Source organism: Caballeronia pedi, assembly GCF_001544915.2.
GTDB lineage: Bacteria > Pseudomonadota > Gammaproteobacteria > Burkholderiales > Burkholderiaceae > Caballeronia > Caballeronia pedi.
Window position 1 is genome coordinate 279,838 of record NZ_FCOE02000005.1, and the last position, 14,571, is coordinate 294,408.

Below are 14,571 nucleotides of genomic sequence, written 5' to 3' on the forward strand. Positions count from 1 at the left end.
TACGATGCGCCCTCCGGGCTTTGCCTCGCAATACATCTGTCAGGAAGCGCGAAACTCCAGGATTCCTGTATCTCGCCTTTGTAGTTGAAGACCCTTGTGCATCACCGTCTCCATCGTGGGCGGATCGATTCCATCGTCGATGAGCAGCGTGTCGATCTCTTTCGCGCTCGCGAACACGATGCCGCTACGTTCGTCGAGTACCGGCTGGAACGCCACGACGATCGTTCGCCTGGCGGCCCGCCGGGCTGCCTGCGCCACACGCGCCAAGGCGGAATCCGCAGTCAAAAGGTTGCCATCTCGGTCGACACCGGAGGCTTGCAGCACACACAGATCGATCGGGCGTCGGCTAACCGCGGCTTCGGCGTCGGGGCCGGTCATCACGGTCGAGCCGTGTTCCAGTTGGCCGCCGGTCAGCAACACCTCGCAGTGCAAAAACCGCTGGACCGTCTGGGCAACGGAAACGTCCTGAACCAGCAATGAAAGGTTGGTTCGGTCCGCGAGGAAGGGAATCATCTTATGAACGATCTCTCCCGCGCCCAACATGACTGCTTCGCTATCCACCACCTGCTCTGCGGCAAAGCGGGCGAGAACCGTTTCGGAGGCCTTGCGTATGGCGGCGTCCGACGCCGGCACGAGAATATCGTCGCCTGACTTCTGCGCGAGATAGCGGGCCTTGCCGAACGAGCGCAGAAGGTAGCGCTGCTGCTCCAGATAAGTCAGGTCGCTGCGGATGGTCACGCTCGAAACATCGAAAGCCTGACTGAGTTCATCGACGGAAACTTCGCCGCGCTTGCGAACAAGTTCGACAATTTGAAGCCTTCGCTTCAATGAACTCTTGTTGTTCAGCATCAGGTCCGCTTCCCGACGATCTTTCGTTACGGAAGATACTAGTTTCGAAACGAAAGAAGATCAAAGCGAATTTCGTAATGGTTTTCCCGTGAGATTCAGTTTCGCGTCGCGAGGTCGCCCGCCAAAGGAAGCGCGACCCGCGCGATCAGTCCCGAAGGCTTTCGGTTGATCAGCGTGAGCGTGCCGCCATGCGCGCGAACGATATCGTCGACGATCGATAAACCGAGGCCGACGCTGCCCGGCCGTTTCGAACGCGCCGGGTCCAGCCGCACGAATGGCTCGACGACATCCTGCAAGCGATCGGCGGGAATGCCCGGTCCGTTGTCGATGACTTCGACCAACACTGTCCGTTCGATCGCGCCGGCCGTGACGAGCGTCTGCGTGCCGTAATGAATGGCATTTTCGAGGAGATTGGTCAGCAGCCGCTGGATGCTTTCCGGCCTGCAAAAAAACGGCAGATAATCGGGTCCTTCGTAGCGAATCTCAACGCCTGATTCCGCATATTCATCGCATAGCGTTTCGAGCAGCGCGCCGAGATCCAGCCATTCCTTCGCTTCCGCGCCTGCATCGCTCGTCAGGAAAGCAAGCGCCGAACTCACCATTTTCTGCATGAGGTCGACGTCGCGTAGCAGCTTGGCGCGCTCGATCTCCTTTTTCTCTACATCGAGTTGCAGGCGCATGCGAGTGAGCGGCGTGCGCAGATCGTGACTGATCGCGGCAAGCATTCGCGTGCGGCTTTGCATCGATCTTGCAATGCGCTCCTGCATGCGATTGAACGCATGCGCGGCGCGCCTGATTTCGAGCGGGCCTTCCTCGACGATCGGCGCAACGGTGATGTCGCGGCCGAACGCATCGGCGTTTTCCGACAATCGTCGCAATGGACCGATCACACGTGACACCGCCCATGCCGAGAGCGCCGCCACGCCCACGCATAGGAACGCGAGCGCGGCGAAAAACGGAACGGTAAAGCGATCGGGCTCGCGCTCGTTACGATCGGTGCGAATCTCCAGCGTGCGATCGTCGAGCGGAATCAGCACCTGCAGATCATGCGTCGGGTCACGCGCATCGCACGTGCGCACCGTCAGGCCCGCGTCGATGCGCAAGATCGACCTCAGCGCCGACTCCAGATCATGCGTATCGAGCGTGGAGCCGACGCATATCGAAGGCTTCCCGGTCAGCTTCGCCATCAGATTCGAGCGCTGCCCCGCGCTCAGCACATGAGCACGTTCCGCATCCGGCATGGCCTTGAGCATGTCGACGAGCGCCACGATGCGGTACGACGTCTGCCACGGCCACGGCGGATTCGGCGGCGCGCCCGGATAAAAGAGCAGCGCGATGAACAGCAACAGCGTCGCCGCCGACGAACACGCGACGATCGCAAGGATTTGGCCGAGCGTCGTCGAGAAGACGCGCGGCATCAGACGAGGTCTCATCGAACCGTGACCTCGGGCGGGAACGCATAGCCGCCCGCGCGCATCGTGCGAATGGGATCGTCGAGCGGATCATCGCTTGCGAGCTTGCGGCGCAGCCTGCTGACGAGCAGATCGATCGAACGCGCCGCGATCGGGAAGTCCTTGCCGCGCGTGAGGCGGATGAGTTCCTCGCGTGACAGCACTTGCCGTGAATGCTGACACAGCGCGAGCAACAGATCGGTTTCCGCACCGGTCAGCGGGATGCGCAAGTTCGCAGGCGAGCGTAGATATCGCCGGTACGGAAAGAACGTGAAGCCCGAAAACGCCAGGACGAGTTCGGAAGCCGATGCGCTCGTATCCGGCTCCGTAGCCTGCCCGCGCCGCAGCACGGTGCGGATGCGCGCAAGCAGCTCGCGCAGGTCGAAGGGCTTCGACACGTAGTCTTCCGCGCCGAGTTCGAGTCCCACGACTGCATCGGTCGGCTCGGACAATGCCGTCAGCATGATGATCGGCGGCCCGTTCGATGCGCGCACGCGCCGGCAGAAGCTGAGTCCGTCTTCGCCGGGCAGCATCACGTCGAGCAGGATGAGATCGAAGCGGCCGTTTTCGAGCACTTCGCGTCCCACTTCGGCGTCTTCGGCGACCTGAACGACGAACCCTTTGTCGCGCAGAAACTCCGCCAGCGATTCACTGATCTCCGGGTCGTCTTCGACAAGCAGCAGATGGGATACGCTCAATTTTTTGCCTGCTCTCCAATTCGACGGGACGCGTTCGCGCCGATTCCCAGCGCGACTTCGATGCGCTAGATTCTCCAACAAAAACCGCCCGCTGAATCATGTCAATTTAGACACAATGTGTGAATATGGCTATAAATCAATGACTTAGTTGATTTAAGCGCGGCCTGCGCTTATCGTTGGGGCTCTCGGCAATTCTTCGCGCTGCTTCCGTCGAGCGACGCTTTCGGTTCGCGTCGCGACATACTCTTCCTCGTTTCTGAACCGCCCTCGGCTCGTCCGATGCACGGCGGCGGGGATCGCATTCCTCGATGAAACGAGGAACGCCGGCGCGATGCCAGCCCTTCCACGTTCGACATGCCAGACAACGATTACGCTTTCAACCCGCCGTTTGCCTATCCCCCGCTCGCACGACTGCTCGCGTTCGTCACCGTCGCCGCTTTCACGCTGTCCGCGTGCGGCGAAAAATCCGCCGCTGCCGACGCGCCGCCCGCAGCGAAGCCGCCCGAAGTCAGCGTGATGACCTTGCAGGCGCAGCGCATCGACATCCTGGACGATCTGTCCGGCCGCCTCTCGTCGGTCGAAGTCGCCGACGTGCGTCCGCAAGTGGACGGCATCGTGACGAAGCGGCTCTTCGTCGAAGGCTCGTCCGTCACGGCCGGCCAGCCGCTCTATCAACTCGATGCGGCCAGCTACCAGGCCGCCTGCGACACCGCGCTCGGCACGCTGCAAAAAGCGATCGCCACCTCGAAGGCCGCGGATGTCACCGCGAAGCGCTATCAGGAACTGTTCAAGATCAAGAGCGTGAGCGCGCAGGACGTGGAGAACTACGCCGCCGCCGCCGACGAAGCCCGCGCCGATATCGTCACGGATCGCGGCGCGCTGGAAACCGCGCGCGTGAATCTCGCGCGCACGCGTATCGTTGCGCCGATCAGCGGCAAGATCGGCAAGTCGGCGGTGACGGTCGGCGCGCTCGTCACGTCGGGGCAATCCACGGCGCTCACGACCATCCAGTCGATGGACACGCTCTATCTCGACGTCACGCGTTCCAGCACCGAGGCGCTGCGGCTTTCGAAGGCCATCGCGTCCGGCGTGCTGCAACCCGGCGCGAGCAAGGTCACGGTGCGGACCGAAGACGGCGCGACCTACGCGCATGCGGGCACGCTGCTGTTCTCCGACGTCACGGTCGATCAGACCACCGGCTCGATCACGCTGCGCGCGTCGATTCCCAATCCCGAGCACCAGCTTTTGCCCGGCATGTTCGTGCAGGCGCAACTCGACGAAGGCGAGCAGGACGCCATTCTGGTGCCGCAGACGCTCGTCAGTCGCGGCGCGGGCGGCGTCTCCACGGTGCTCGTGGTGAACGCGCAGAACGTCATCGAAAGCCGCAAGGTCAGCGCCGACACCGCGCACGGCGACAACTGGATCGTCACGAGCGGCCTGCGCGCGGGCGAGCGCATCGCCGCCGACAATCTGCAAACGGTCAGCGCGGGCATGAAGGTCTCGCCCGTCGCGCGTGATGCGGACGCAAAGCTCGCCAAGGGAGACTGACCGCCGATGCTCTCCCGCTTCTTCATCCACCGGCCCGTGCTCGCATGGGTCATCGCCATCGTCGTGATGCTGGTCGGCGCGCTGTCGATCCGCACGCTCGCCGTCGAGCAATATCCGAGCGTCGCGCCGCCGTCGATCCGCATCACCGCGACCTATCCGGGCGCCTCCGCCGATACCCTCGCCACCACGGTCACGCAGGTGATCGAGCAGGACATGACGGGGATCGACAATCTGATGTACATGTCCTCGACCAGCAGTTCGGCGGGCACCGCGACCATCACGCTCACCTTCAAGTCGGGCACCAACGCGGATGTCGCCGCGATGCAGGTGCAGAACAAGGTGCAGGAAGCGAATGCGTCGCTGCCGAGCGCCGTTCAGCAACAGGGCATTCAGGTCAGCAAGACCTCGGGCAACATCCTGATGGTCGTGTCGGTGACGTCCACCGATGGCCGTTTGAACACCGTCGATCTGGGCAACCTGCTGGCGACGCGCGTGCAGGATTCGCTCACGCAGATCAGCGGCGTCGGCCAGGTGACGCTCTTCAGCGCCCAGCACTCGATGCGCGTCTGGCTCGACCCCGTCAAGCTGCGCAGCGTCGGGTTGATGCCGAGCGACGTCACCACCGCCATCGACAATCAGAACGCGCAGCTCTCGGTCGGACAGATCGGCGGCGCGCCGCAGACGAAGACGCAAGCCATCAACGCGACCATCGTCACGCGCGGCTTCCTCAAGACTTCCGATGAGTTCGCCAATATTCTTTTGCGCGTGAATCAGGACGGTTCGCGCGTGTATCTGAAGGACGTCGGCACGGTCGAAGTCGGCGGCGACTCCTACGACATGACTTCGCGTCTGAACGGCAAGCCCGCCGCGGCAATGGGCATCATGCTCGCGAGCGGCGCGAACGCGCTATCGGTCGCCAAGGCGGTGCGCGCGCAACTCGCCGTATTGCAGAAGCAGATGCCGGGCGGCGTGGAGCTCAGCGTGCCGCACGACACGACGCCGTTCGTTTCCGCATCCATCTCCGAGGTCATCACGACGCTGTTCGAAGCCGTCGTGCTGGTATTCCTCGTGATGTATCTGTTCCTCGGCAATCTGCGCGCGACGCTCATTCCAACCATCGTCGTGCCGGTCGCGCTGCTCGGCACCTTCGCGCTGATCGCCGCGGCCGGCTTCACGATCAACGTGTTGTCGCTGTTCGCGCTGGTGCTGGCCATCGGTCTTTTGGTGGATGACGCCATCGTCGTGGTCGAGAACGTCGAGCGTCTGCTGAGCGAGGGCATGAGTCCGCTCGATGCCACCATCAAGGCGATGGGCGAGATCGGCGGCGCGCTGATCGGCGTCACCGCCGTGCTGACCGCCGTGTTCATTCCGATGGCGTTCATGTCGGGCTCGACGGGCGAAATCTATCGCCAGTTCTCGCTCACGATCACATCGGCGATGGTGCTTTCGGTGCTGCTCGCGCTGACGCTCACGCCCGCCCTGTGCGCGACGCTGCTGCGTCCGGTCGATCCGCAACATCAGCGACGCGGTTTCTTCGCGTGGTTCGAGCGCAAGTTCGAAGGCGGCACGCGCCGTTACGAGCGCGTGGTGACGCGTCTGGTCGCGCGTCCGCTGCGCTGGATGGCCGCGTATGTCGCGATCTGCGGCGTGGCCGCGTTGCTGTACTGGCAGCTTCCTTCGTCGTTCCTGCCGGACGAGGATCAGGGCACGCTGATGACCATCATCAATCTGCCGGCCGGCAGTTCGAGCGTGCAGGCGAACGTGGTCGAGAAGCAGGTCGAGTCCTGGTTCATGGGGCTATCCGATGTCGAAAACGTCGTCATGCTGGACGGCTTCAGCGTGTCGGGCAGCGGCCAGAACATGGCGATGGCCATGGTCAAACTCAAGGACTGGAAGCAACGCACGAAGAAGGGACAGTCGGCGGCCGAGATCGTCGCTGCCGCGAATGCGCACTTTCGCACCTTGCGCGCCGGGCAGGTCTTCGTGATGAATCCGCCCGCGGTTCAGGGCCTCGGCAGTTACAGCGGTGTCGATTTCGAACTCAAGGACATGGCGGGCCTCGGTCACGACCAGCTTCTCGCCGCGAGGAACAAGTTGTTGGGTCTCGCCTCGAAGGACGCGAAGATCGCCGGCATGCGCCCCGCCGGCATGGCCGACGTGCCTCAGTATGCGGTCGATATCGATTATCTGAAGGCATCGGCGCTCGGCGTGAGCGCATCCAGTATCAACGGCACGCTCCAGACCGCGTTCGGTTCGACTTACGTGAACAACTACGTCGACACGGGACGCATTCAGAAAGTCTACGTGCAGGCGCTGCCGCAGTACCGCATGATGCCATCCGATATCGGCAAGTGGTTCGTCACGTCGAGCAACAGCACTTCGAGCACGACCAGCTACGACGGTCAGATGGTGCCGTTCTCCGCCTTCGCGTCGGGCCGCTGGACGACCGGCTCACCACAGGTCGAACGGTACAACCGCAGCCTTGCCATGGAGATGACGGCGCAGAGTCCTGCAGGCGTCAGCAGCGGCGACACGATGAACGCGATCGAATCGCTCGTCGCCCAGTTGCCGCAGGGCATTTCGATGGAATGGACCGGTCAGTCCTATCAGGAAAAACTCGCCGGCTCACAAGCGACGTATCTCTATGCGTTGTCGCTGATCGTCGTGTTTCTCTGTCTCGCCGGCCTGTACGAAAGCTGGTCCGTGCCTTTCTCCGTGATTCTCGTCGTGCCGCTCGGTATCGTGGGCGCGCTGGTCGCGGCGCATCTGCGCGGCTTCACCGACGACATCTATTTCAAGGTCGGCTTGCTCACGACCATCGGGCTTGCGACCAAGAACGCGATTCTGATCGTCGAGTATGCGAAGTCGCTGCACGAACGCGGTCATGGCGTGCGTCAGGCGGCCATCGAAGCGGCGCACTTGCGCTTGCGCCCGATCGTGATGACATCGCTTGCGTTCGGCTTCGGCGTGCTGCCGATGGCGTTCGCGAGCGGCGCCGGCGCGTCCAGTCGCGAGAGCCTCGGCAACGGCGTGCTGGGCGGCGTGATCGCCGCGACCTTGCTCGCCATCGTCTTCGTGCCCGTATTTTTCGTGCTGATTCGGGGCATCGGACAAAAGAAGAAAAAAGGGGCCGCTCATGAATAAGCGCTTCGCTATCGGCCGCATCGTCGCGGCGACGGTCACTGTTTTCGCGCTCGGCGCGTGCACGCTGGAACCTCACTACGAGCGCCCCGCCGCACCGATGCCCGCGTCCTATCCGCAGTATGAGTCGACGAGTGCGCAGGCACCGGTTGCCGACTTGCTCGCCGATTGGCGCTCGTTCGTACAGGACTCGTATTTGCGGCAGTTGATCGAGCTTGCGCTGAATAACAATCGCGACTTGCGGCAAGCTGCGCTGAAGGTCGCGCAATATGAGGCGGAATATCGGATCGTCCGCGCCGGGCTGGGGCCGTCGATCACGGCGAGCGGGACGCATAGCGTCTCGCACCAGTCTGGCACGACCACGAAGTCCAGCAGTCTCGAACTCGGCACGAGCGCGTGGGAAATCGACTTCTTCGGCCGCATCCGCAGTCTGAAGGATCAGGCGCTGGAGCAATATCTGTCGACGGACGCCGCACGCCGCAGCACGCAGATCAGCCTGATCTCGACCACGGCGAGCGAGTATCTGACGTGGCTGTCGGATCGCGCCCTGCTCGGCGTGACCGAACGCACGGTGGCTTCGTATCGCGATACGTACGAGACGACACTGCGCGCCGCGAACCTCGGCAGCGGCTCGATGGAAGACGTGCAGTCCGCGCGCACATCGCTGACGAGCGCGATGTCGAGTCTCGCCGCGTATCGGCGCGCGGTCGAGCAGGACCGCAACAATCTGATCGCGGTGATCGGCTGTCCGCTGCCGGACGGCTTCCCCGACGATCGCGCCTTGCCCGACGAGCCGCTCTTCGCCACGGTGCCCGAGGGTCTTCCTTCGACGCTGCTGACCGAGCGGCCCGACATCATCGAGGCCGAGCACACGCTGAAGTCGGCCAATGCGTACGTGGGCGCGGCGCGCGCGGCATTCTTTCCGAGCGTCTCGCTGACGGCGACGGGCGGCGTCGCGAGCAGCGGACTGTCTTCCCTGTTCAAGGCGGGTTCCGGCGCATGGGCGTTCGCCCCGTCGATCAGCGTGCCGGTGTTCGAATTCGGCAGCCTGCGCGCCACGCTCGACGCGGCGGAGATCTCGAAGAACATCTACATCGCGGCGTACGAGGGCACGATCCAGACGGCCTTCAAGGAAGTGTCCAACGCGCTCGTGGCACGCGCCACGTACGTCGATCAAACCGCCGCCGATGCGCAGTACGTCGACGCCGCGCAGCAGTACTACGACATCGCCAATTCGCGCTTTCGCGGCGGTCTGGACAGCTTTCTGACCTTGCTGACTGCGCAACGCACGCTCTTCAGCGCGCAGACGCAGCTCGTGTCGGACCGGGCAGCGCAACAGACCAACATGGTGACGCTGTACACCGCGCTGGGCGGCGGCTGGCGCAAGGATGCGGAAGTGGAGGAGACGGCTGCGAAGTAATGATCATTTGTACGCAAGGAGTCGCCCCAGCGTGCCGGCTATCGGCCACAACATCAGCGAAAGAAACGCCTGCACACGCCCGGATAGCGGCGGACGCCGGTCCCAGTCGGCGAGCCGATGCGCCCAGATTCGCCGGAACGCCAGCGCGTTCGCCAGACCGAGCAGAATGCAGCCCAGCTTCACCTGAAGCAGTGGATTGCGATGCAGCGGCGATGCGTCCGCGCTGAAGAGCAGCACGCCGCTGCCGATCAGCATCACGAGCCCCGCGACCGCGTAGGGCGTCAGCACGCTGGAAACATCGGCGATGGAGAACCGGCGGCCGAAGCCCAGCAAGCGCAGATCGAGCAGGCCGATGGGTCCGATCAGGAGCGTCAGCCCAAGCAGATGAATGAGATTGACGAGCGGATAGCCCCAAGCCGAGCCGCGCAGCCACATCGCGAGCGCCGACGCTTCGACCGACGCAGCGAGCGCCGCGGCGTAACTCGCCAGCTCCATCGCTAACGCAGCTCGACGGTCTTGCTGTCGACCGTGATGCGTTCCGCGCGCAACTCGTGCGTACCGTCGCTGCGCGGATAGCCTTCGATCGTGACGACTTTGCCAGTCGACAGCGCGCCCGCCGGCAGCCCGCGCGATTCCATCCGGCTGATCGGCGCGAGGATGACATGCCAGCGCGCGCCCTGATAGTCCACCGCCACTTCGGCGTGCGGATTTCGGTACTGCACCTCGACGAGCGGCGCTTCGATCTCCACGACCTTGCCGGCATCGTATGAACTCCAGCCGTGATGCGCCCACGCACTGACTGCAAACAAGGCGGCGCCGGCACTCAAGAGGCATGATTGGATGCGCATGTGATCCCCTGTTTTCCCCGCGACGCAGCGAAATGCCGGTCGCATCGGGTTCACTATAGGAAGGCCGTGCGCACCTGCGCAAGCAAAATGAAAGAAAATCACCATCGCGCTGCTGCAAAGCGCACGGTTTTTGACCGGGTCGACATCGCGCATCTGCCTGCGTCGCGCGCGGTCTGGTACGCTCCCCGGTTTCATCGGCCGCAACGAGACTGCGAAACTCTCATGGATACTCCTTTCAACGAACGCGGCGTCACGCTCTCGCGCGCCGGCCTGTCGGCATCGGGCCAGATGATTCCGTTGCGCGATCTGCGCACCGCGCGCGTCGTGATGATTCCGCGCCAGAAGCCGCTGCCGGTCATCATTGCGCTGCTCGGGCTTGTCGCGTTCGGCGCGGGCATCATCACCGGCTCGGGCGCGGCGCTCGTGCTCGGCGTGATGACCATCGTGGTGGGCTACCTGACCTGGATCACGCAGGACGTGATCTTCCAATTGATGGTCGCGACACCCGACGGCGAGCGCGAAGTGCTCATCACGAAAGATCAGGAATTCGCGGACAAAGTGGCCGCGCTCGTCGGCGATGCGGTCGCGAAACATGCGGCCAGCGCAGCCGCCAAACCGCAGGCGTGATTTTGATGCGGCGTTAACATCGCCGCCCGGGACTTTATCGCCGCCTTTAGGTGCGCGGCGCTAGAGTGAATGCGTTGTCACTTCGAGCCGCCATCGGGCGGCTGTCATCGATGTATCGCACTTCCGATCTGCCTGTTCTTCCCCACGCGTCCAACGGCGGCTCGCCGCGCCGTCGCGAAACGCGTCACTGCCTTGCCTTCGATCTGACCGTTCCCGGACTGAACTCCGCGCCCGCGCGCGAGTTGCTCACGCACGCTTTCGGTGCGAACGTGCGCGCGCACGTTGTCGCGACGAGCCGTCGGCACGACTGCACGACGCTCTACGTCGAAACGGACGAGGTGGACGCGAACGCGGCGATCGCCAGGATCACGCGATGGTTCCCCAACGCGACGCTCGGCCGCGTGATTCGCATCACGCGGCGCTGACGCCGAAACGCGCGCTTCAGGTCACCTGCAACGGCTCGACGTGCCAGATGTCGCGCGCATATTCCGCGATCGTGCGATCCGACGAGAAGATGCCCATGCCCGCGACATTCTCGATCGCGCTCTTGGTCCACGCGTCCTTGTCGCGGAACTTGAGATCGACTTCGGTCTGCGTCTTGTCGAAGCTGTCGAAATCGGCGAGCACCATGTAGTGATCGCCCCAGTCCACGAGCGTGTGGAAGATGTCGTAGAAGCGATGCGGCTCTTCCGGCGAGAAATGCCCGAGGCGAATCTGGTCGAGCGCGAGCTTAAGCTCCGGATTCTCCTCGTAGATCTGCCGCGGCCGATACCCCGCCGCGCGCAGCGATTCGATCTCGTCGGTCGTATTGCCGAAGATGAAGATGTTCTCGCGCCCCACGGCATCGCAGATTTCTATGTTCGCGCCATCCAGCGTGCCGATGGTCAGCGCGCCGTTCAACGCGAGCTTCATGTTGCCGGTGCCCGATGCTTCCGTGCCGGCCATCGAAATCTGTTCCGACAGATCCGCCGCCGGAATGATGAGCTCGGCCACCGAGACGCCGTAGTTCGGAATGAAGCCCACCTTCAACCGGTCGCCGACGAGCGGGTCCGCGTTGATCCGCTTCGCGACATCGTTGATGAGCTTGATGATGTTCTTCGCCATCTTGTACGCCGATGCCGCCTTGCCCGCGAACATCACCACCCGCGGCGTCCAGTCCTGCTCCGGATTCTCGCGGATGCGGTTGTAGCGCACGATCACGTACAGGATGTTGAGCAATTGCCGCTTGTACTCGTGGATGCGCTTGACCTGCAGATCGAACAGCGCTTCCGGATTGATGATCGCGTTGGCGTCGCGCTTGGCGCGCTCGACGAGCCTGAGCTTGTTGGCGAACTTCGCTTCGTGGAAGGCCTTGCAGAACTCCGGATCGTCGCGCCATTCGCGCAGGCGGCCGAGTTCGAACAGATCGGTGCGCCAGCGCGGCCCGAGGCGCTTGTCGATCAGCGACGAAAGCGACGGACTCGCCTGCGCGAGCCAGCGGCGCGGCGTAATGCCGTTGGTCACGTTGGTGAAGCGCTCCGGATACATGCGCGCGAAATCGGAGAAGATGTTCTGCACCATCAGTTGCGAATGCAGCTTCGATACGCCATTCACCTTGTGGCTCGCGACGATCGCGAGATGCGCCATGCGCACGCGCCGCTGACCGTATTCGTCGACGAGCGAGATGCGGCGGATCAGTTCGACATCGCGGCCGAACTTTTCGGTCACCTGCTTCAGGAACTGCGCGTTGATCTCGAAGATGATCTCCAGATGCCGCGGCAGCAAGCGCGCGAGCATCTCGACGTCCCACGTTTCGAGCGCTTCGGGCATCAGCGTGTGGTTGGTGTAGGAGAACATCTGCTGGATGAGCTTCCACGCCTTGTCCCACGGCACGTGATGCCGGTCCACCAGCAGCCGCATCAGTTCGGGAATGGCCAGCACCGGATGCGTGTCGTTCAGATGCACCGCGACCTTCTCCGCGAGCCGCCCGAAATGCGTATGCGTGCGCTGATAGCGGCGGATCAGGTCCTGCATCGTCGCGGAGACGAAGAAGTATTCCTGACGCAGACGCAACTCGCGGCCGGCTTGCGTCGAGTCGTCTGGATACAGCAGACGCGAGACATGTTCCGAGGTGTTCTTCGCCTCCACCGCGCGCCGATAGTCGCCCTGATTGAACGCGGAGAGATCGAACTCGTCGGTCGCGCGCGCGGACCACAGGCGCAGCGTGTTGGTCGCCGTCGTGGCGAAGCCAGGGATGACCGTGTCGTAGGCCATCGCGTTGACGTGCTCGGTGTCGATCCAGTCGGTGCGATCCTCGTGCTGCACGGTGCGGCCGCCGAAATGCACGGTGTACACGACCTCGGGACGCGGGAACTCCCAAGGATTGCCCGCGCGCAGCCAGTAATCGGGCATTTCGACCTGATTGCCGTCGACCACCGTCTGGCGGAACATGCCGTATTCGTAACGGATGCCGTAGCCGAAGCCTGGCACGCCGACGGTCGCCATCGAATCGAGGAAGCAGGCCGCGAGCCGCCCGAGGCCGCCATTGCCGAGCGCGGCGTCCGGCTCCAGTTCCTCCAGCGCCGCGAGATCGACGCCGAGGCCGGCCAGCGCATCGCGCACCTCGTCATAGATGCCGAGCGCGAGCAGCGCGTTGCTGAAGGTTCTGCCGATGAGAAACTCCATCGACAAGTAATAGACGCGCTTCACGTCCTGTTCGTATTGCAGCCGCGTGGTGCGCATCCAGCGTGCGACGAGGCGATCGCGCACCGCCAGTTCGGCGGCGTGCAGCCAGTCGCGCGGCTGCGCCGTGACGGCGTCCTTGCCGACGCCGTACATCAGGCGGTTCGAGATGGAGCGCCTGAGCGCATCGACGGTGCTGTTGAGCTGGTCGAATTCCAGGTCGACGGATGTCATCGGAACCTCCGGTGTTGGCAACATATGCAACGACCGCGAAAGCGCGACGGGAGTTCAATCGGACGCCCCAAAATGGCGCCCTGCCCTGATTGTTCCCGAGGGAGAATTCCTCCGGTCATGCGGGTGCGGCCGTGCCTGAATGTGCAGGTTACGCCAGTTTTATTTTTTTTGGTATGACATGGCCAAAACGCGAACGCGGCCCGGGAATTGCTCGCGGCCGCGTTCCGGGCACGATCCCGGTCTGGAATTTTAGTTCGGATTCCCGATATTCAGCGTGCGATTCCGCTGCGCGGGGCACGCGCGGCGATCATCAACAGCGCGGCGAGCGAGACCGCCAGCAGGATCAGCGACAACGCCGACGCGGGCAGATAGTAACCGCGATTGACCTGCCCCACGACGACGATCGGCACGGTCGCGAAGCCCGGCGGATAGACGGTCAGCGTCGCGCCGAGCTCGCCGAGCGAGAGCGCGAAGCCGAGCGCGAGGCTCGCGCGGATCGCGGGCACGAGTTGCGGCAATACCACGCGCGCGAGCACCATGCGCGGCGGCGCGCCGAGACTCGCGGCGGCCTCGCGCAAGATCATGAGTTCGGGGCGCAATGCGGCGGCCGCGCAGCGATAGCAGAACGGCAGCACGAGCGCGAGTTGCACGAGCACGACGATCGCAGCGGAGCCGGACAGATCCAGCGGACGCTTGTGATACGCGATCAGCACCGCGAGCCCGAGCACGACGCTCGGCACGCCGCTGCCCATCATCGCGACGGCGTCGACGAGCGCGCCGAGGCCACGCCGGTCGCGCCCTTCCAGCGCGAGTGCGAGCCAGAGACCCAGTGCGGTGCCGAGCAACGCGACGCCCATCCCGACTTCGAGACTCGTCATGACGGCGTCGAGATCGCTCGAACCGAGACGCGCGAACCAGCGCGTGCTGAAGCCATCGGGCAGCATCGTCCCCGACCAGTGCGACGCGACGCTCGACAGCGCGACGACGACCACCGGCAGCACGAAGAGCCAGAAGCACAGCAACGCGACGAAGCCCGTGAACGCGATGCGCAGCAACGCGCCGGGCGTGAAGCGTGACGAAATCGAAAGCTGCAT

General features: G+C 63.7%; 12 protein-coding genes. 5 read left to right on the forward strand and 7 right to left on the reverse strand.

What is annotated here, in order from left to right:
* Positions 1-39: 39 nt before the first annotated feature.
* The 3 genes from AWB80_RS10470 to AWB80_RS10480 all read right to left on the reverse strand — a co-directional run bounded on the left by AWB80_RS10470 (position 40) and on the right by AWB80_RS10480 (position 2,998).
* On the reverse strand, positions 40-849 hold the full coding sequence (locus tag AWB80_RS10470; RefSeq protein ID WP_061174563.1) for a DeoR/GlpR family DNA-binding transcription regulator: 810 nt from the start codon (positions 847-849) through the stop codon (positions 40-42).
* Positions 850-944: 95 nt separating this feature from the next.
* Positions 945-2,282: an ATP-binding protein gene (locus tag AWB80_RS10475; RefSeq protein WP_087131170.1), complete on the reverse strand. Its 1,338-nt coding sequence runs from the start codon at positions 2,280-2,282 to the stop codon at positions 945-947.
* On the reverse strand, positions 2,279-2,998 hold the full coding sequence (locus AWB80_RS10480) for a response regulator (protein ID WP_061174565.1): 720 nt from the start codon (positions 2,996-2,998) through the stop codon (positions 2,279-2,281). Before AWB80_RS10480 ends, AWB80_RS10475 begins: the two co-directional genes overlap by 4 nt.
* Before the next feature lie 354 nt (positions 2,999-3,352).
* On the opposite strand from AWB80_RS10480, the gene AWB80_RS10485 reads away from it, so the two are divergent.
* From AWB80_RS10485 to AWB80_RS10495, 3 genes are read left to right on the forward strand one after another with little or no spacing between them, the layout of a single operon-like run.
* Positions 3,353-4,546, forward strand: a complete 1,194-nt coding sequence (locus AWB80_RS10485) for an efflux RND transporter periplasmic adaptor subunit (protein ID WP_244206463.1) — start codon at positions 3,353-3,355, stop codon at positions 4,544-4,546.
* A gap of 6 nt (positions 4,547-4,552) precedes the next feature.
* A complete protein-coding gene (locus AWB80_RS10490; RefSeq protein ID WP_061174566.1) occupies positions 4,553-7,690 on the forward strand; it encodes an efflux RND transporter permease subunit in 3,138 nt (1,045 codons plus the stop codon).
* Positions 7,683-9,107, forward strand: coding sequence for an efflux transporter outer membrane subunit (locus AWB80_RS10495; RefSeq protein ID WP_087131172.1), 1,425 nt, complete (start codon positions 7,683-7,685; stop codon positions 9,105-9,107). The genes AWB80_RS10490 and AWB80_RS10495 overlap by 8 nt, the downstream gene beginning before the upstream one ends.
* Positions 9,108-9,110: 3 nt before the next feature.
* Here AWB80_RS10495 and AWB80_RS10500 read toward each other — a convergent pair whose 3' ends face one another.
* On the reverse strand, positions 9,111-9,602 hold the full coding sequence (locus AWB80_RS10500) for a hypothetical protein (protein WP_061174567.1): 492 nt from the start codon (positions 9,600-9,602) through the stop codon (positions 9,111-9,113).
* 2 nt (positions 9,603-9,604) lie between these two features.
* Complete coding sequence (locus tag AWB80_RS10505; protein ID WP_244206464.1) at positions 9,605-9,916, reverse strand: DUF6152 family protein; 312 nt, start codon at positions 9,914-9,916, stop codon at positions 9,605-9,607.
* 261 nt (positions 9,917-10,177) lie between these two features.
* On the opposite strand from AWB80_RS10505, the gene AWB80_RS10510 reads away from it, so the two are divergent.
* Positions 10,178-10,582: a DUF6232 family protein gene (locus AWB80_RS10510; RefSeq protein ID WP_061174569.1), complete on the forward strand. Its 405-nt coding sequence runs from the start codon at positions 10,178-10,180 to the stop codon at positions 10,580-10,582.
* A gap of 110 nt (positions 10,583-10,692) precedes the next feature.
* Positions 10,693-11,007: a hypothetical protein gene (locus tag AWB80_RS10515; protein ID WP_061174570.1), complete on the forward strand. Its 315-nt coding sequence runs from the start codon at positions 10,693-10,695 to the stop codon at positions 11,005-11,007.
* A gap of 16 nt (positions 11,008-11,023) precedes the next feature.
* On the opposite strand, the gene AWB80_RS10520 is transcribed toward AWB80_RS10515, so the two are convergent.
* Both AWB80_RS10520 and phnV read right to left on the reverse strand, forming a co-directional pair.
* A complete protein-coding gene (locus AWB80_RS10520) occupies positions 11,024-13,477 on the reverse strand; it encodes a glycogen/starch/alpha-glucan phosphorylase (RefSeq protein WP_061174675.1) in 2,454 nt (817 codons plus the stop codon).
* 269 nt (positions 13,478-13,746) lie between these two features.
* Positions 13,747-14,571 (reverse strand): 2-aminoethylphosphonate ABC transport system, membrane component PhnV, encoded by an 825-nt coding sequence (gene phnV / locus AWB80_RS10525; protein WP_061174571.1) that lies wholly within the window; start codon positions 14,569-14,571, stop codon positions 13,747-13,749.